This is a genomic window from Streptomyces neyagawaensis (genome assembly GCF_023516595.1).
Taxonomy (GTDB): Bacteria; Actinomycetota; Actinomycetes; order Streptomycetales; family Streptomycetaceae; genus Streptomyces; species Streptomyces neyagawaensis.
Genome location: NZ_JAMGBG010000069.1, coordinates 46,687 through 61,278, shown reverse-complemented (window position 1 = coordinate 61,278; position 14,592 = coordinate 46,687). Strand labels below are relative to the sequence as shown.

At 72.1% G+C, this 14,592-nt stretch carries 18 protein-coding genes; 10 read left to right on the top strand and 8 right to left on the bottom strand.

The genetic code is table 11. The features are described 5' to 3' along the window. Position 1 precedes the first annotated feature (1 nt). Entirely contained in the window at positions 2 to 652 is a 651-nt protein-coding gene (locus M8J73_RS27280) for a putative DNA-mimic protein (protein ID WP_055542634.1), read from the top strand. Between the two features lie 61 nt (positions 653 to 713). Here M8J73_RS27280 and M8J73_RS27275 read toward each other — a convergent pair whose 3' ends face one another. Next, positions 714 to 1,004, bottom strand: a complete 291-nt coding sequence (locus M8J73_RS27275) for a hypothetical protein (protein WP_055542633.1) — start codon at positions 1,002 to 1,004, stop codon at positions 714 to 716. Positions 1,005 to 1,177: 173 nt separating this feature from the next. Between M8J73_RS27275 and M8J73_RS27270 the strand changes: the two genes are divergently transcribed. From M8J73_RS27270 to M8J73_RS27260, 3 genes are all read left to right on the top strand, one after another. Next, positions 1,178 to 1,633: a hypothetical protein gene (locus M8J73_RS27270; protein ID WP_055542635.1), complete on the top strand. Its 456-nt coding sequence runs from the start codon at positions 1,178 to 1,180 to the stop codon at positions 1,631 to 1,633. 43 nt (positions 1,634 to 1,676) lie between these two features. Further along, the gene (locus tag M8J73_RS27265; protein ID WP_055542632.1) at positions 1,677 to 2,075 is read left to right on the top strand and encodes a DUF5958 family protein; all 399 of its coding nucleotides are present in this window, start codon (positions 1,677 to 1,679) and stop codon (positions 2,073 to 2,075) included. Between the two features lie 110 nt (positions 2,076 to 2,185). Continuing rightward, complete coding sequence (locus M8J73_RS27260; RefSeq protein ID WP_055539280.1) at positions 2,186 to 2,710, top strand: hypothetical protein; 525 nt, start codon at positions 2,186 to 2,188, stop codon at positions 2,708 to 2,710. Positions 2,711 to 2,831: 121 nt separating this feature from the next. On the opposite strand, the gene M8J73_RS27255 is transcribed toward M8J73_RS27260, so the two are convergent. Continuing rightward, complete coding sequence (locus M8J73_RS27255; protein ID WP_055539281.1) at positions 2,832 to 4,115, bottom strand: adenylosuccinate synthase; 1,284 nt, start codon at positions 4,113 to 4,115, stop codon at positions 2,832 to 2,834. 199 nt (positions 4,116 to 4,314) lie between these two features. Between M8J73_RS27255 and M8J73_RS27250 the strand changes: the two genes are divergently transcribed. Beyond that, complete coding sequence (locus tag M8J73_RS27250; RefSeq protein ID WP_249829189.1) at positions 4,315 to 5,298, top strand: diacylglycerol kinase catalytic domain-containing protein; 984 nt, start codon at positions 4,315 to 4,317, stop codon at positions 5,296 to 5,298. A 131-nt stretch (positions 5,299 to 5,429) separates the two neighbouring features. On the opposite strand, the gene M8J73_RS27245 is transcribed toward M8J73_RS27250, so the two are convergent. The 3 genes from M8J73_RS27245 to M8J73_RS27235 all read right to left on the bottom strand — a co-directional run bounded on the left by M8J73_RS27245 (position 5,430) and on the right by M8J73_RS27235 (position 6,987). Next, positions 5,430 to 5,801 carry a peptidase inhibitor family I36 protein gene (locus tag M8J73_RS27245; RefSeq protein ID WP_249829209.1) on the bottom strand — a complete coding sequence of 124 codons (372 nt, stop codon included), beginning with the start codon at positions 5,799 to 5,801 and terminating at the stop codon, positions 5,430 to 5,432. 113 nt (positions 5,802 to 5,914) lie between these two features. After that, positions 5,915 to 6,475 (bottom strand): hypothetical protein, encoded by a 561-nt coding sequence (locus M8J73_RS27240; RefSeq protein WP_372504025.1) that lies wholly within the window; start codon positions 6,473 to 6,475, stop codon positions 5,915 to 5,917. A 71-nt stretch (positions 6,476 to 6,546) separates the two neighbouring features. Then, positions 6,547 to 6,987 carry a hypothetical protein gene (locus M8J73_RS27235; RefSeq protein ID WP_249829188.1) on the bottom strand — a complete coding sequence of 147 codons (441 nt, stop codon included), beginning with the start codon at positions 6,985 to 6,987 and terminating at the stop codon, positions 6,547 to 6,549. 242 nt (positions 6,988 to 7,229) lie between these two features. On the opposite strand from M8J73_RS27235, the gene M8J73_RS27230 reads away from it, so the two are divergent. Both M8J73_RS27230 and M8J73_RS27225 read left to right on the top strand, forming a co-directional pair. Further along, a complete protein-coding gene (locus M8J73_RS27230; protein WP_249829187.1) occupies positions 7,230 to 7,904 on the top strand; it encodes a TIGR04222 domain-containing membrane protein in 675 nt (224 codons plus the stop codon). 189 nt (positions 7,905 to 8,093) lie between these two features. Then, positions 8,094 to 8,831: an SDR family oxidoreductase gene (locus M8J73_RS27225; protein ID WP_055542517.1), complete on the top strand. Its 738-nt coding sequence runs from the start codon at positions 8,094 to 8,096 to the stop codon at positions 8,829 to 8,831. 141 nt (positions 8,832 to 8,972) lie between these two features. On the opposite strand, the gene M8J73_RS27220 is transcribed toward M8J73_RS27225, so the two are convergent. Both M8J73_RS27220 and M8J73_RS27215 read right to left on the bottom strand, forming a co-directional pair. Beyond that, positions 8,973 to 9,992 (bottom strand): sigma factor-like helix-turn-helix DNA-binding protein, encoded by a 1,020-nt coding sequence (locus M8J73_RS27220; protein WP_249829186.1) that lies wholly within the window; start codon positions 9,990 to 9,992, stop codon positions 8,973 to 8,975. 92 nt (positions 9,993 to 10,084) lie between these two features. Next, positions 10,085 to 10,429, bottom strand: a complete 345-nt coding sequence (locus M8J73_RS27215) for a hypothetical protein (RefSeq protein WP_240501562.1) — start codon at positions 10,427 to 10,429, stop codon at positions 10,085 to 10,087. A 222-nt stretch (positions 10,430 to 10,651) separates the two neighbouring features. Here M8J73_RS27215 and M8J73_RS27210 point away from each other — a divergent pair, with 222 nt between their 5' ends. Then, entirely contained in the window at positions 10,652 to 11,179 is a 528-nt protein-coding gene (locus tag M8J73_RS27210) for a DNA-binding protein (protein ID WP_240501561.1), read from the top strand. A gap of 28 nt (positions 11,180 to 11,207) precedes the next feature. Here the strand turns inward: M8J73_RS27210 and M8J73_RS27205 are convergent, their stop codons facing one another. After that, positions 11,208 to 11,792, bottom strand: a complete 585-nt coding sequence (locus M8J73_RS27205) for a GbsR/MarR family transcriptional regulator (protein WP_055540808.1) — start codon at positions 11,790 to 11,792, stop codon at positions 11,208 to 11,210. A 123-nt stretch (positions 11,793 to 11,915) separates the two neighbouring features. Between M8J73_RS27205 and M8J73_RS27200 the strand changes: the two genes are divergently transcribed. Further along, positions 11,916 to 12,854, top strand: coding sequence for an ABC transporter ATP-binding protein (locus M8J73_RS27200; protein WP_055540807.1), 939 nt, complete (start codon positions 11,916 to 11,918; stop codon positions 12,852 to 12,854). Then, a complete protein-coding gene (locus M8J73_RS27195) occupies positions 12,851 to 14,530 on the top strand; it encodes an ABC transporter permease (RefSeq protein ID WP_055540806.1) in 1,680 nt (559 codons plus the stop codon). Before M8J73_RS27200 ends, M8J73_RS27195 begins: the two co-directional genes overlap by 4 nt. The last annotated feature ends 62 nt before the right edge of the window (positions 14,531 to 14,592 follow it).

Here is a 14,592-nt window from a genome sequence, read left to right as displayed (position 1 = left end):
TTTGGCCTGTGACCTCTGGTTGGTCCCGCTCGTCGACGTGCTCTGCCACACGCCCGACAACCCCTTCGCCGAGGAACTCGCGCTCTACAACCAGGTGCTGGGCGAGGCAGGACTGCCCCCGGTGCCGGTGTACCAGTACATGCCCGGGCTGACCGGGGAGGTCGCCCCCATCGCGGGCTTCGACTACGACGCGCTGCACTTCCTGCGCCGGGCCTACCTGTTGCAGGTGTGCGGGCTGCCGGTGACGCCGGTGGGTGAGCTGGGCGGCGACTACGAGCAGCTGCTGGAGATGTTCGAGACGACGGCCCAGCAGTCGCATCTCGTCTGGCACTACGACCACGCGGGCGCGTACGTCCCCGTGGACTTCCCGCACCCGCTGGCCAACGACGAACTCCTCGCGGGCAACGGCCCGCTGGGCTCCTCCCAGGGGCTGCTGCGCGAACTGGAGATCGTGGCCCCGGCGATCGGGATCGATCCCGCGAACCCGCCGCTGGCCCCGGCCCCGCCGCTCGCGCCGACGTCGTTGGAGGAGCCGGCCGCTCCCGCGCCGTTCGACTCCAGCCCCTTCGCCCGCGAACGCCATGTCTGGCTGGGCCTGAACGCGGCGGCGACCCGCAGCCTGGCCCAGGGCTCGATGATCATCTTCAGCTGAGGAGCGGTGGCTGCGGGGGCGGCGAGGGCCGGGGGAAGACGAAGGCCGGGTGGACGTCGCCTCAGCTCAGTTTGGCGAGGCCCGTCTGCAGGTCGTCGAAGTCCATGACCGGCGTGTAGTCGATGCTGGCGCCCATCTCCGAGAACAGCGGCTCGGCGATCGAGGGCATGTCGGAGGAGTCCGTCATGTCGAAGAACAGGTACATCGTGCGCCGACCGTGGTCCACGGTGAAGTAGGTGGCCTCCGGCCTGGTGCGCTCCATGAGCGCCTCCATCATCTGGGGCAGCTTGCCGCTCCGCAGCATCTCGCTCGACCGCTGGGTGTCGAAGGACGCCTTCAACAACACACGCATGGCAGTCTCCTCTCCGGCCCCCTGAGGACTCCCGGCCACCATCCCCCTCTCCCCACACCGGGCACGAATTCAGGATATGCCCGCCAGGCGAACAATGTCCGATGAGATGCCCGGCCGTACCGGCCCGCGAAAACCGGATGCCGACGGGCGAGGGCGGCGGGCACGATGCGCCCATGGCAACCGACCTGAGCGGACTGATCGAATGCCGCCCGGGCACGCGCCTGTGGGGCCCCGACGACGAGGACTCCGTCTGGCACGCCGCCATGGACCTCTTCGTCCTGAACGTGGGCAACGCGTACGACGCGCTCGCCTGCCTCTTCGGTGTCCGCAACGACACCGGTTTCCGCCCCCTCGCCGAGAACCGGGGCTTCCCGAACACCGCGTCCGAAGCCTTGCGGGACACCTACGCCCCGTACGCGGACTCCACCGACCTGCACGGCACGACATGGATCACGTGGGCGGAACTCGCCTCCGCGGACTGGAACGAGACCAACAGCGCGGGCACCCGAACCCGAGCCATGGCCGCCGGGCCCGACACCCACTGGGCCCCCGTCTGGACCGTGATGCGTACGCTGTCCGACCTCCACGGCCCCGACGACGTCCGCCTCGTCGTCTGGTTCACCTGCTGACCTCGCACCAACGCCGCAGCCTGCCTCGCAAGGGAGTACGGACATGGACGAACGCGATACGAGGCTCAACCAACTCGCCCAAGGGCTGCGCCCCATGTCCGAGGGCATCGCATGGTTCGACGCGCTCGACCCGGAGGCCCAGTACGACGTACTGCGGCACCTGCACAGCCACTGCCTCCAGGCCCGTGTCGTCGAGGAGGACGGTCCCCGGAGCATCCTGCGTGCCGGGCTGCGGCCGACGCACACGCCTGCCGTGCTGATCGTGCGCGGCCGGATCGAGCACCAACTGGGCAGGATCGTCCGGCTCACCCCTCCCGACGAGCGCCGCAAGTCGTTCCGGCTGTTGATCGCCGTGCTCGCGATCGCCGACGAACGGCGCCGCGAGCGCTTCTGCTCCGACGGATGCGGTCACTGGTGGCACGACCTGCCCGCCCCTGCCTGACGGCAGCCGATCCGGGGACGGAGTTATGCGCAGGCGGGCTGTGGCCTGGCCTGTCTATCGTGTACCGCTGCCGTTCGGGGTGGGCGGCTCGGTGGGGAGGGTGGCGCGGAGTGCCGGACGTGTACGGGGTCGTGCTGGACGCGGAGTTGGGGAAGGCGTTCGATGTGTGGTCCAGCTATCTGGATGCGCGGACCGGGGAGGACGAGCAGGCCAGGGGTCGGCTGCGATCGATGCTGGAGTCGGCCCGCGAGCAGGCCACCGCAGGCGAACACGCCGCCGCGCGGCGCTGGTTGGCTGACATGTACGACGAGGCCCGGGAGGTCGCCCTTCCCTGGGCCCCCACCCTCCCTCGCCCCTGTGAGGCCGACCGGCAGACACGCGACTACGTCAAGGACACCCTGAGCCGGACGCTCCCGCCGGAGCTGCGGGACCGTCTCGACGCCATCGCGCTGTCCCTGAGCGTCACCGGCCGCCGCCTCCAGCGGGCCACCGGCATCGACGCGGCCACCCGCCAGGACGTCCTCTACCTCACCGCCCGCGCCGGCATGGCCCTCGACCTCGCCCACCCCGCCGCGGCCCAACGCGAACTCGACCGCCTCACCGCCCTCGCCCGACGCTGCGGCGTGGAGCCGTGAGGACCGGACCGCCCGGTGACCGCTCACCGCTCTGGACACGGGTGACGGGGCGGCCGGACTCGTGTCGAGTCGGCCGCCCCGCCGGTCAAGCCGTGGGCCCGTGAGGGACCCGGTGCGTGCGCTAGATGAACGAGTTGATCTCGATCGTCTCGTCGCGGCCCGGACCCACACCGATCGCGGAGATCGGGGCGCCGGACATCTCCTCCAGCGCCTTGACGTAGTTCTGCGCGTTCTTCGGCAGGTCGGAGAAGGACTTCGCCTTGGTGATGTCCTCGGACCAGCCCGGCAGGGTCTCGTAGACCGGCTTGGCGTGGTGGAAGTCGGTCTGGGAGTAGGGCAGCTCCTCGACGCGCTTGCCGTCGATCTCGTAGGCCACGCAGACCGGGATCTGCTCCCAGCCGGTGAGGACGTCGAGCTTGGTGAGGAAGAAGTCCGTCAGACCGTTCACCCGGGTCGCGTACCGGGCGATGACCGCGTCGAACCAGCCGCAGCGGCGGTCACGGCCGGTGGTGACGCCCCGCTCGTGGCCGATGCGGCGCAGGGCCTCGCCGTCCTCGTCGAACAGCTCCGTCGGGAACGGGCCGGCGCCGACACGGGTCGTGTACGCCTTGAGGATGCCGATGACGCGGCTGATCTTCGTGGGGCCGACGCCCGCACCCGTGCAGGCACCGCCGGCGGTCGGGTTCGAGGAGGTCACGAAGGGGTACGTGCCGTGGTCGATGTCCAGGAGCGTGCCCTGGCCGCCCTCGAAGAGGACCACCTTGTCGTCGTCGAGGGCCTGGTTGAGGACCAGGACCGTGTCGGCGACGTACGGGGCGAGCTTGTCGGCGTAGCCCAGCAGCTCCTCGACGACCTGCTCGACGGCGATGGCGCGCCGGTTGTAGAGCTTGGTCAGGATCTGGTTCTTGACGTCGAGGGCCGCCTCGACCTTCTGCGTCAGGATCGACTCGTCGTACAGGTCCTGCACCCGGATGCCCACACGGTTGATCTTGTCCGCGTAGGTGGGGCCGATGCCCCGCCCCGTCGTGCCGATCTTGCGCTTGCCGAGGAAGCGCTCGGTGACCTTGTCGACCGTCACGTTGTACGGGGTGATGATGTGAGCGTTGCCGCTGATCAGGAGCTTGGACGTGTCGACGCCGCGCTCGTTCAGACCGCTCAGCTCGGAGAGCAGGACCGACGGGTCGACGACGACGCCGTTGCCGATGACCGGAGTGCACTCCGGAGTGAGGATGCCGGAGGGGAGAAGGTGGAGGGCATACTTCTGGTCGCCGACGACGACCGTGTGGCCGGCGTTGTTGCCGCCCTGATAGCGGACCACGTAGTCGACGGATCCGCCGAGCAGGTCGGTGGCCTTCCCTTTACCCTCGTCACCCCACTGAGCACCGAGCAGCACAAGTGCGGGCACGCGCGTACACCCCTTCCGGGCGGGGCATGTCCAAGGTCGGGGGCGTACGCGGTGGCTTGAATGCTCACCGCGTGCACCGCGACCGCCGTTGGTCGCACACTGTGGACCCGGATGCCCCGGAATAGACGAAGCCCCTGGCGCAATAGCGCAAGGGGCTCTTGCACAAAGATGCTACCCGAGGAAGCGAGGCAGGACCGAGGTGGCAACTGGCGACCAGCTCCTCGTGGTCATCGACCCCCTCGCCCGTCACACGGACGGTGAGGCGGTAAGGATCGCGAAAGACGTGCTCAGCGCGGGTGCGGCGAGTACGAAAGTGTGCCTTCCGGAAGGGCCAGAGGAATTCGCTCGGGCGCTGGCGCGGCGGGGCTCCCGGCGGCCGGTGGTGGTCGGGGACGACCGTGCGCTGCTGCGCGCGGTGGCCCTTCTGCACCGGCAGCGGGAGCTGACGGCGTGCGCGTTGGCCATGGTTCCGGTGGGGCCGTCACTGGGCCTGGCCCGGTCGCTCGGCGTGCCGATCGGTGCCGTGGCCGCCGCGCGGGCCGCCCTCGACGGAGTCGAACGACGGCTGGATCTGCTCGTCGACGACAGCGACGGGGTGGTGCTCGGCGCCCTGCGGATACCGGCGCCCGTGGGGGCGACCGCCCTCGACGCGGAGGCCGACGCGGACGCGGAGACGGAGGCCGAAGCCGAGGGCGACGGCGAGGGCGACAGGGCGGGAACCGGGGCCGGCTTCGGCGCGCGGGCCGGTGTGGGGGCGGGGGGTGGCTCCTCCGGGTATCAGTCGTGGTTGCGGCACTGGCCGCAGTCCCTGGTGCGGACGTTGTCCGCGCGCCCGCCCCGCATCGCGCGGGTCGCGCGGCCCGCCCGGATACGGGTCGCCTCCCCGGCCGCTGTCGGACCCTCCCGGCTGCGGGTGGAGGTGGACGGGGTGACGCTCGTCGACCTCGACCAGCCGGTGCAGGGGGTGTCGATCGCCCCCGGCACGGACGGCGGCGCGGACGTCGAGGTCAGGCCGGTGTCCGTGGGCGCCGAGGCCGCGCCGCTGCGGGCGGTGGGGCAGCGGGTGACGGTGTCCGGCGCGGACTTCCGCTACCGGGCGGACTCCCTGGTGGTGGCCGGACCGGTACGGACCCGGACGTGGACGGTGCGGGAAGGGGCGTGGGGGCTGACGTTGCCGGGGTGAGCGCGGCTTGCGGGGAGCGCGGCTTGGGGGGAGGGCGGCTTGCGGGGAGGGCGCCCGGCGGTGGTCGGGCGCCCTCGGTCATGTGGTCCGCGGCCGGTCGCCGGCGCGCGGTGCCCGTCCGGTCGGTGGTGTCAGCAGCCGGCGGCCCACGTGTGGGAGTCGCCGTCGTCGTTGGCGGCGCCGTTGTAGCCGACCTCCTGGCCGGGGGTGAGGCAGATGGTCATGTGGCCGCCGAGGTTGCCGCTGGAGTAGACCTTGACGTGGTCCTTGATGCCGGCGCCGGAGATGCCGTGGTTGGCCCAGGAGGAGTCCTCGTCGGCGATGTTGCTCTCCCACCAGTGGTCGTCGCCCGGCCACTCGATCTTCATGCCGGAGAAGTTGGCGTCGGTCCATACGCAGAAGTTGCCGCTGCCGCAGGCCGCCGCCTGCGCGGACCCCGAGGCGGTGAGGACGACTCCGGCGGACAGCAGCGCGGCGGAGAGCAGCGCGGTACAGCGCTTCAAGGTCGAACGGGTCACGGTCGAACGGGTCACGGTCGAACGGGTCACGGTCGAACGGGTCACGGTGGTACGGGTCCCTTCGGTGGGGGGTCGGTTCTTCTCGGTGGCGCGCCGGGTCAGGACGACGCGTGGTCGTTATGGCGCTGGAGCAGGGCTTCGGCCTCGGTGAGGGCGCGGGTCCGCAGCCGCCGCCAGTCGGCGAGTTCGGCGCTGCGGTCGGCGCGGACCTCGGCGAGTGTGCGGTCGCTGTGGGTGGCCTCGGGCTTGAGGTTGTTGACGATCGTCGACGTACGGAACCAGCGGCGCTGGTCGCCGTAGAGCCGTCGCTGGGCGGCGGCGAGACAGCCGTCGGTGTGGGCGCGGACGACGTACCCGGTGGGCAGCCGCAGCGACAGCTCGGTGCGGCCCGCGCCGAACATCGCCTCGGCGACCCGCTCCCGCTCGGCGTCCGGCGGCGGACTCTGCCCCGGCCGCGGGGGTGTGAGCCCCTGCCGGACGAGACAGTCGTCGGTGAGCCGCTGGGTCGCCGCCTTGATGACGTCGTCGGGCGACAGCCGGGGCGGCGCCGGAGCGGCCGTACAGCCGGTGAGGGCCGCCCCGCCGAGGAGGACCAGCCCCCACCCCAGCAGCCCGATGGCGACCGGCCAGCCGCGACGGGCGGGCCCGGTCGAAGGCAAGGACGGGAACGGGAGCGGGAGCGTGGTGGGCGTAGGTGTGGGTGTGGGCGACGGCGGGCTCGGGGGCGTGGTCAACCCGCCTCGCACCCCATCTTCGTGTCGCTGACTCCGTCGAACTTGGTCGCCCAGTCGCTCCAGTCGTCGTCGTAGTCGTCGGGGCGGATCTCGCGGTACAGGCAGCCGCCACCGGCGCGGAAGTGGATGGCGTAGACGCTGGCCGAGGCATGGGAGTCGAAGGAGTAGGCGTGCCGCTTCACGCGGGGCTCGGCCTCGCGGTAGCCGGGAGGCGCGTAGTCCCAGGCGCCGCCGGGACCCATCTGGCCGCGCTCGGCCCAGAAGTACACATGGCCGGGCGGGACGGCGGCGGGCGCGGCGGGCGCGGCCGGGACGGCGGGGGCCGCGGACCCGAGGAGCACGGCGAGGGCGGTGGCCGGGACGGCGAGACGGCTGCTGAGGCGGAGGGAGGGACCGCCGGCGAGGCGGCGGGCGGGACGGCGCGTGGGACGGCTCATGCGGTGATTCCCCGTGGCTGGCGTTGAGGTGGTCGGACGCGGTCGGCCGGAGCCGACGCGGTGACCTTCCCAGCCTTTGTGCAGGTATGCGACCTATCACCCGATCAGGGGCCCTGCATATTTCGGAAGTTGACGTCTCCCGGAAAAGCTCAAGTGTTCCTCTGAAGTGGCCGGAAGCAAGGTCGCGAGGCCCCGACCCCGGTGACACTGCGGGCAGACGGGGGTGTCCGAAGGGGGCCGGCATGCGGATCGGACTGCGGAGAAGGCGGACGGGGCCGGGGGACGAGGCCGGGGCCCTGGACCTGTACGACGTCGCCTATCTGGCGGGTGGGGCGCACCGGGTCGCCGACAGCGCCGTGATCACGCTGGCCGAGCACGGTCTGCTCACGGTGCGGGGCTCACGCGTCCGCGCGGTCGACGGTGAGCAGCGCCCCGCGCACCCTGTCGAAGACGCGCTGCTCGCCTCCTGCCAGCGCAGCCGCCGCGTGGTCGCCGTGCACAGCGCCCTGCAACGCTCACCGGAGGTCGAGGAGATCGGTCGGCGGCTCGCGGCGGAGGGTCTCGTGACGGGCTCCCGGCGCCGTCCCACGCGGGCCGGCCGACGGAGACTGCGGGCGGTTCGGGAGCACGGCTCCCTCCCCGCGTACGTGTTCGAGGGCCCCGCCGTGCTCCCCCGTGGGCCGGTCCGGCGCGGAATGGCCGGGGTCCAGCCGATCCCGTCCGGCCTGGGCAGGGCGCTGATCCGCATGGGCAAGGCCCTGGACAACGACTACGACCACGGGGCCGGTTCCGACTCCGGCTCCGGCTCCGGCTCCGGCTCCGGCTCCGGCTCCGGCTCCGACTGGGCTTCGGGGTCGGACAGCGGCTCGGGGGGTGGGTTCTCCGGCTGCGGCGGTGGCGGGGGCGGGGGCGACTGAACGTGGTCTCGGGGCGCTCCGCGCGATGCGCGCTGTCTCGGGCGGTCCTCACAAGCGATCACGGACCGGCTGTCACAGACCCGTGCGTTGACTGGTCCTTCTCGTGTGCGCCTCCGGACCGGGCGGCGCACCGGGTGCGGCGGAAGGCGCCGTATCCGTCGGGAAGCGTGTCAGGGAACGGAGACAGCGATGAAGATCGTGGTCGTCGGTGGTACGGGGCTCATCGGCTCGCAGGTGGTCGCGCTCGTGCGCGACAAGGGTCACGAGGCCGTGGTCGCCGCTCCTTCCACGGGCGTCGACACTCTCACCGGGGAGGGCCTCGCGGAGGCGGTCAAGGGCGCGGACGTGGTCGTGGACGTGTCGAACTCCCCCTCGTTCGAGGCGGAGGCCGCGCTGGACTTCTTCACGCGCGCAGGGCGCAACCTCGTAGCGGCCGAGAAGGAGGCCGGCGTCGGCCACCACGTCGTCCTCTCCATCGTCGGCGTCGACCAGGTGCCCGACTACGGCTACTACCTGGCCAAGGTCGCCCAGGAGAACGCCGTGCGTGACGGCGGGGTGCCGTACAGCGTCGTGCGGGCCACCCAGTTCTTCGAGTTCATCGCCCCGGTGATGGACATGTCCACCCAGGGCACGGAGGTGCGGCTGTCGTCCACGCGGCTGCGGCCGATCGCGTCCGCCGAGGTCGCGGCGTCCGTCGCCGAGGCGGCGCTCGGCGCACCGTCGAACGGGGTCCGTGACATCGCGGGTCCCGAGATCCTGCCGCTCGCCCGGCTCGCCGAGATCACGCTGGCGGCGAAGCCGGACGGCCGTACGGTCGTCACCGACGAGACCGCCGGCCTCTTCGCGAGCATGCCGGACGTCCTCACGGGCGACGACACCGCGCACCTGGCGAGCACCCACTACGAGGACTGGCTGAAGCAGAGCTGACCAAGCACTGGCTCAGGAGCACTGTGCCCAAGCACTGGCGCAAGCAGCACTGTGACCGAGCACTGGCTCAAGCGGCACGGGCCAGGCACTGGCTCAAGCAGCGCTGACCAGGGGCACCCAGGTCACGGGCGGGCCGTTCCGCTACGGTCGGCTGCCCGTGACCCGGTGGGCCGAGCGCTCGTACGCCCGTAGCTTGGCCGGGGTCAGGATCCAGTAGAGCCCGTCGATGCCGTCCGGGCCCACCGTGGCGCTCACCAGGGCCACGGTGGCGCCGTCCTTGACGAGCCGCAGGCTGGGCCGGCCGTTGGCCTCGACCACGTCGTACTCGGCGCCCGGGAAGAACTTCCTGGCGAAGGCGCTGATCCTGGCCACCCGCCCGACGCCCGTGACCTCCAGACGGGCCACACCGCGCATGCCGTTGCCGTCGGCGTAGGCGACGACGTCCGCGGAGAGCACCCCTTCGAGCGCGGCGACATCACCGTCACGTGCCGCCGCGACGAACGCTTCGAGCAACCGCCGGTGTTCCGCCGTGTCGACGGGGTCGCGGCGCTCGGCGGACAGCCGTTTGCGGGCCCGGCTGACGATCTGCCGGGTGTTGGCCTGGGTCACCTGGAGCATGCCGGCGATGTCGTCGTACGGGTAGTCGAAGGCCTCCCGCAGGACGTAGGCCGCCCGCTCCACCGGGTTGAGCTTCTGCAGGACGAGCAGCACGGCCAGTTCCACCGCCTCGCCGCGCTCCGCGCCGACCTGTGGATCCACGCTGGTGTCCACGGGCTCCGGCAGCCAGGGCCCGACGTACGCCTCGCGGCGGACCCGCGCCGACTGCGCCACGTTGATCGCGAGCCGCGTCGTCGCCTTGGCCAGGAACGCGCCGGGGTCCAGCACGGCCGCGCGGTCGGCTCCCTGCCATCGCACCCACGCCTCCTGCACGACGTCCTCGGCCTCGGACACGCTCCCCAGCACCCGGTACGCGATCCCGAACAGCCGCGAGCGCAGCCGCTGGAACACCTCGGCCGCCTCGTCCAGCGAACCGCCGGGGGCGGTGGGGGCGGTGGGGGCGGGGGCGACTGCCCCGGGCTGCCCCTCCCCGTCCGGTGCTCCTCCGGGCCGTGACCGTCGCTCGTCCATGCCGCCGATGCCTCCGGAGTCGATCACCACCACGCCCTCGCCGGATCCTACGGCGGCGGCGCGGAGCGGCCGGGTACGTCCACTTGGCGCCGGGCAGGGTGTTTCGGCCACGCCGCCGCGCAGGGTCAGGTGGGGAGGAAGTCCGGCCACCACGGGGGGACGTTGCCCGGGCAGAGGGGCGCGGGGTACGAGTCCGGGATGCCCAGCCAGGCCACGACGAACCACGTGAACCACAGCGTGAACACCAGCCCCACGGCCAGCGCCGCCCCTCGATGACGGCGTCCGCGGCGCCCGAGCGTGCCGTGCAGAACGAGCCAGGGGATCGCTGCGGCGACCCAGATGACCGGGGCGAGGAGGAGCAGCGTGATGCCGTTCCCGCCGCCGCCGACGTCGCATGCGGCCCATGCCCTCCCGATGGCGACGACCGACACCACCGCGGCCAGCCCTCCGAAGAGGACGCCCGGGGCCACCCCTATCGACCAGGAACTGGAAGGAGCCGACGGAGTCGAAGGAGGCGACGGACTCGTCGGGCCCGGTTCCGTGTCCGATCCCATGATCGCCCCCCGCCATCACCACCGTCGTTGACGCGGAGATTAGCAACGGGGGCGGCCTCGGACCGGCGCCCCCGCCCTCCCGGGAAGGGTCGACAATAAAGCGTTGACAACGAAATGTTTGCATCCGACGCTGGTTGCATGACTTCACAGCCCTCGGATGTGTCGACGCCGCCCCAGGACCCCTCCAGTCCCTCCGACCCCTCCAAGAACCCTTCAGCCCCCTCCGACCCGTTCACGCCTCCAAGTGCGGACGAGGCGCGGGCGCAGCGGACGTACAGCTCGTTGTTCCGTATCGCCGAGCGGCACGCGGCCACGGACGGGCAGCGCCGTCGGCAGGTGCACCCGCATGTGCTGGGCCCGCACGAGGCCGTGCGGCTGGTGTCGTTCCTGCTCAGTGGCGCCGCGCTGCTGGAGGACGGGGAACCGGAGGTCGACCGGGCGGACATCACCGCGGCGCTGAGCCTCGTTCCGCTGGCCCGCGCGGAGATGGACGAGTTGGAGGTCGGACTGTTGGAGATGGCCCGGGGCCGGGGCATGACCTGGCCGGAGATCGCGTTCGGGCTGGGCCTCCAGACCCCGCAGGCCGCCCGCCAGCGCTACGAACGCCTGGCGAGCCGCACGGAACGGGCCGCCGATTCCGCCGACTCCGCCGACTCCGCCGAGTAGCGAAGAGCGCCGGGGCCTCCGGAGTCAGTCAGTCCCCGCCGAACAGCTGGTCGCGGTGGATACGCCAGCGGGCCATGATCGCCTCGACCTCCACCTCGACGAACTCGAAGAACGCGAGGGTCTCGCTGAGGCGGCGCCCCGCCGGACTGTCGGCGCCGAGGCTCGCGACACCCTCGCGCAACGCGTCCTCCCACCGCTTGATGAGCGCCTCGCGGTTGGTCAGGGCCTCGTACCACTGGTCGCTGTGGACGCGGTAGCGCTCACGCCGTGAACCGGGCTCCCGCTCGCGTGACACCAGGTGCACCTGAGCCAGATAGCGGACGGCGCCCGACACGGCGGCGGGGCTGATCTGCAGCTGTTCGCCCAGCTGGGCGGAGGTCAGCGCGCCGGTGTCGGAGGCGAGGAGCGCGGCGAAGACCCGGGCCGGCATCCGCGGCACCCCTGCCTCGACGAGCTGCGCCGCGAAGTGCTCGACGAAACGCGAGACCGCCTCGGGGTCCCGCCCCGCGTCTCCCTCCGACTCAGCCCTGGCCCGGGCCTTGCCCTCGGACTCGGCCTCAAGCTCGACTTCGGCCCCGTACTCGGCCTCCGAGCCGGCCTTCGATTCCGCCATCGCTGGATCATCTCCCCTGGTCAGGCACCCCAGTCACGCCGTAGTCCCCGTCGATCAGTCTACTGTCGATTCACACGCTTCCTTAACTTCACAAATTTCTGAAGTAAGCGTACGTTCTGAAGCATGACGAAGGCCAACCCAGCCATCGAGGTCTCCGGACTCCACAAGTCCTTCGGACGGACCCACGCGCTCGCCGGTCTCGACCTGACCGTCGCGTCCGGCGAGGTCCACGGCTTCCTCGGTCCCAACGGCGCCGGCAAGTCCACCGCCATCCGCGTCCTCCTCGGCCTGCTCCGCGCCGACGCCGGGGTCACCCGCATCCTCGGCCGCGACCCGTGGAAGGACGCGGTGGAGGTGCACCGCCGCATCGCGTACGTACCCGGCGACGTCACCCTCTGGCGGAACCTGTCCGGCGGCGAGGTCATCGACCTCTACGGCCGGCTGCGCGGAGGACTCGACGCCGGCCGCCGCGCCGACCTGATCGAACGCTTCGAGCTGGACCCGACGAAGAAGGGCCGCACCTACTCGAAGGGCAACCGCCAGAAGGTCGCCCTCGTCGCCGCGTTCGCCTCCGACGTCGACCTGCTCATCCTCGACGAACCGACCTCCGGCCTCGACCCGCTGATGGAGGAGGTCTTCCAGCACTGCGTCCGCGAGGAACGCGACCGGGGCCGCACCGTCCTGCTGTCGTCCCACATCCTCAGCGAGGTCGAGGAGTTGTGCGACCGGGTGAGCATCATCCGCAAGGGCGTCACCGTCGAGAGCGGCTCCCTGGCCGACCTGCGCCACCTGACCCGTACGGCCGTCGCCGCCGAACTCGCCTCCCCGCCGGGCGACCTGGCCCGCCTCCCCGGCGTCCACGACCTCGACGTCCAGGGCAACCGGGTCCGCCTCCAGGTCGACACCGACAAACTCGACGCCGTCCTGCGCTCCTTGACCGAGTCGGGCGTACGGTCCCTGGCCTCGACGCCGCCCACGCTGGAGGAACTGTTCCTGCGGCACTACCAGGACGACCAGGACGACGCCGCCTCCCGCTCGCCGGAGAGGACGGCCGTGCGATGACCGCCGTCGACAACGCTTCCGCGTCCACGCCCTCGTCGTCATCCTCACCCTCGCCCTCCGCGTCGGGGGCGCCCTCGTCCGCGTTCGCCGTGCGGTCCGGTGGGGCACGTCAACTGGCCGGTACGGGCGTCCTGTTGCGGTTCGCCCTGCGGCGGGACCGGGTGATGGTGCCGGTCTGGGTCGCGGTGACGGGACTGATGGTCCTCTCCATGCCGAACAGCCTGCGCAGCCTGTACGGCACCGCCGCCGAACGCGCCGACCTGATGCGCCAGATGACCACCAACTCGTCACTGCGCGCCCTGGTCGGGCCCGTGTTCGACGACTCCCTCGGCGCCCTGACCGCGTGGCGCGTCGGCGTCTACGCCGGTGCCCTCGCCGCCGCGATGAGCCTCCTCGTCGTCATCCGCCACACCCGCGACGAGGAGGAGAGCGGCCGTCTGGAGGTGGTCGCGTCGGGGATGGTGGGGCGCCGGGCGCCTTTGACGGCGGCGCTGCTCATGGCGGCGGTCGCGAACGGCGCGCTGGGGCTGCTGGTCGCGGCCGGGCTCGCCGGGCAGGGCGCGGCGGGCGCGCTGGCCTTCGGGCTGGGTATCGCGGGCGTCGGGATGGTGTTCGCGACGACGGCCGCGGTGGTCGCTCAGCTGACGGAGAGCGCGCGGCTGGCGCGGGGGCTGACGGCGGGGGTGCTGGGGGCGGCGTTCGTGCTGCGGGCGGCGGGTGACGCTTCCGCGAACGAAGGTTCGTCTTTTTTGACGTGGTTGTCGCCGCTGGGGTGGCTCGAAAACGAGCGTTCGTTCGCGGATGAGCGGTGGTGGGTGCTGCTGCTGTTCGCCGGGGCCGCCCTGGCCCAGGGCGTGGTGGCGTACGGGCTCGCCGGGCGCCGCGACGTCGGCATGAGCTTCCTGCCGACCCGGCCGGGACCGGCGACGGGCCGCCTGGCGACGGCGGGCGCGCTGGCCTGGCGGTTGCAGCGGGGCAGCGCGCTCGGCTGGAGCATCGGGTTCTTCCTCGCCGGGCTGGTCTACGGCGGGCTGACCGAGGGCGCGGCCGATCTGGTCGCGGACAACGAGGGCGCCCGCCAGATCTTCGAACGCATGGGCGGCCAGTCTGGGCTCACGGACGCGTTCCTCGCGTCGATGATCAGCATGCTCGGACTGATCGCCGCGCTCTACATCGTCAGTGCCGTCCTGCGACTGCACGGCGAGGAGACCTCGGGCCGGGCCGAACCCCTCCTCGCCAACGCCGTGGGCCGCCTGCGGTGGGCCGCCGGCCATCTTGCCGTCGCCTTCGCCGGCTCCGTATGGATCATGCTGCTCGCCGGCCTGGGCTTCGCCCTCGGCTACGGCAAGGAGTTCGGCCCCATCCTGGGCGCCTGCCTCGTCCAGGTCGCCGGGGTGTGGGTCATCGGCGGGGTCGCCGTCCTCGTGCACGGCGTCGCCCCTCGGGCGGCCATGGCGGCGTGGGGCCTCGCAGGCGCCGTCCTCCTGATCGGCTGGATCGGCCCGGCGCTCGACGCCCCCCAGGCCGTCCTCGACCTCTCCCCCTTCGGCCACCTGCCGAAGCTGCCCGGCGGAGACATGGAGTGGGGTCCGGTACTGACCCTGATCGGGCTCGCGGTCGCCCTGGTGGCGGCGGGCCTGGCGGGACTGCGACGGCGGGACGTCGTCATGAGCTGAACCCGGACACGGGCGGCGGACACCGGGCGGCAAGCGGCGGGCCGCGAGGACCAGGGCCGCCG

Bases quoted from the DNA above. Each gene is read 5' to 3' on its own strand.
- M8J73_RS27195 (WP_055540806.1), top strand. From the start codon at position 12,851: ATGACCGCCGTCGACAACGCTTCCGCGTCCACGCCCTCGTCGTCATCC.
- M8J73_RS27210 (WP_240501561.1), top strand. From the start codon at position 10,652: ATGACTTCACAGCCCTCGGATGTGTCGACGCCGCCCCAGGACCCCTCC.
- M8J73_RS27230 (WP_249829187.1), top strand. From the start codon at position 7,230: ATGCGGATCGGACTGCGGAGAAGGCGGACGGGGCCGGGGGACGAGGCC.
- M8J73_RS27275 (WP_055542633.1), bottom strand. From the start codon at position 1,004: ATGCGTGTGTTGTTGAAGGCGTCCTTCGACACCCAGCGGTCGAGCGAG.
- M8J73_RS27200 (WP_055540807.1), top strand. From the start codon at position 11,916: ATGACGAAGGCCAACCCAGCCATCGAGGTCTCCGGACTCCACAAGTCC.
- M8J73_RS27225 (WP_055542517.1), top strand. From the start codon at position 8,094: ATGAAGATCGTGGTCGTCGGTGGTACGGGGCTCATCGGCTCGCAGGTG.
- M8J73_RS27270 (WP_055542635.1), top strand. From the start codon at position 1,178: ATGGCAACCGACCTGAGCGGACTGATCGAATGCCGCCCGGGCACGCGC.
- M8J73_RS27205 (WP_055540808.1), bottom strand. From the start codon at position 11,792: ATGGCGGAATCGAAGGCCGGCTCGGAGGCCGAGTACGGGGCCGAAGTC.
- M8J73_RS27265 (WP_055542632.1), top strand. From the start codon at position 1,677: ATGGACGAACGCGATACGAGGCTCAACCAACTCGCCCAAGGGCTGCGC.
- M8J73_RS27235 (WP_249829188.1), bottom strand. From the start codon at position 6,987: ATGAGCCGTCCCACGCGCCGTCCCGCCCGCCGCCTCGCCGGCGGTCCC.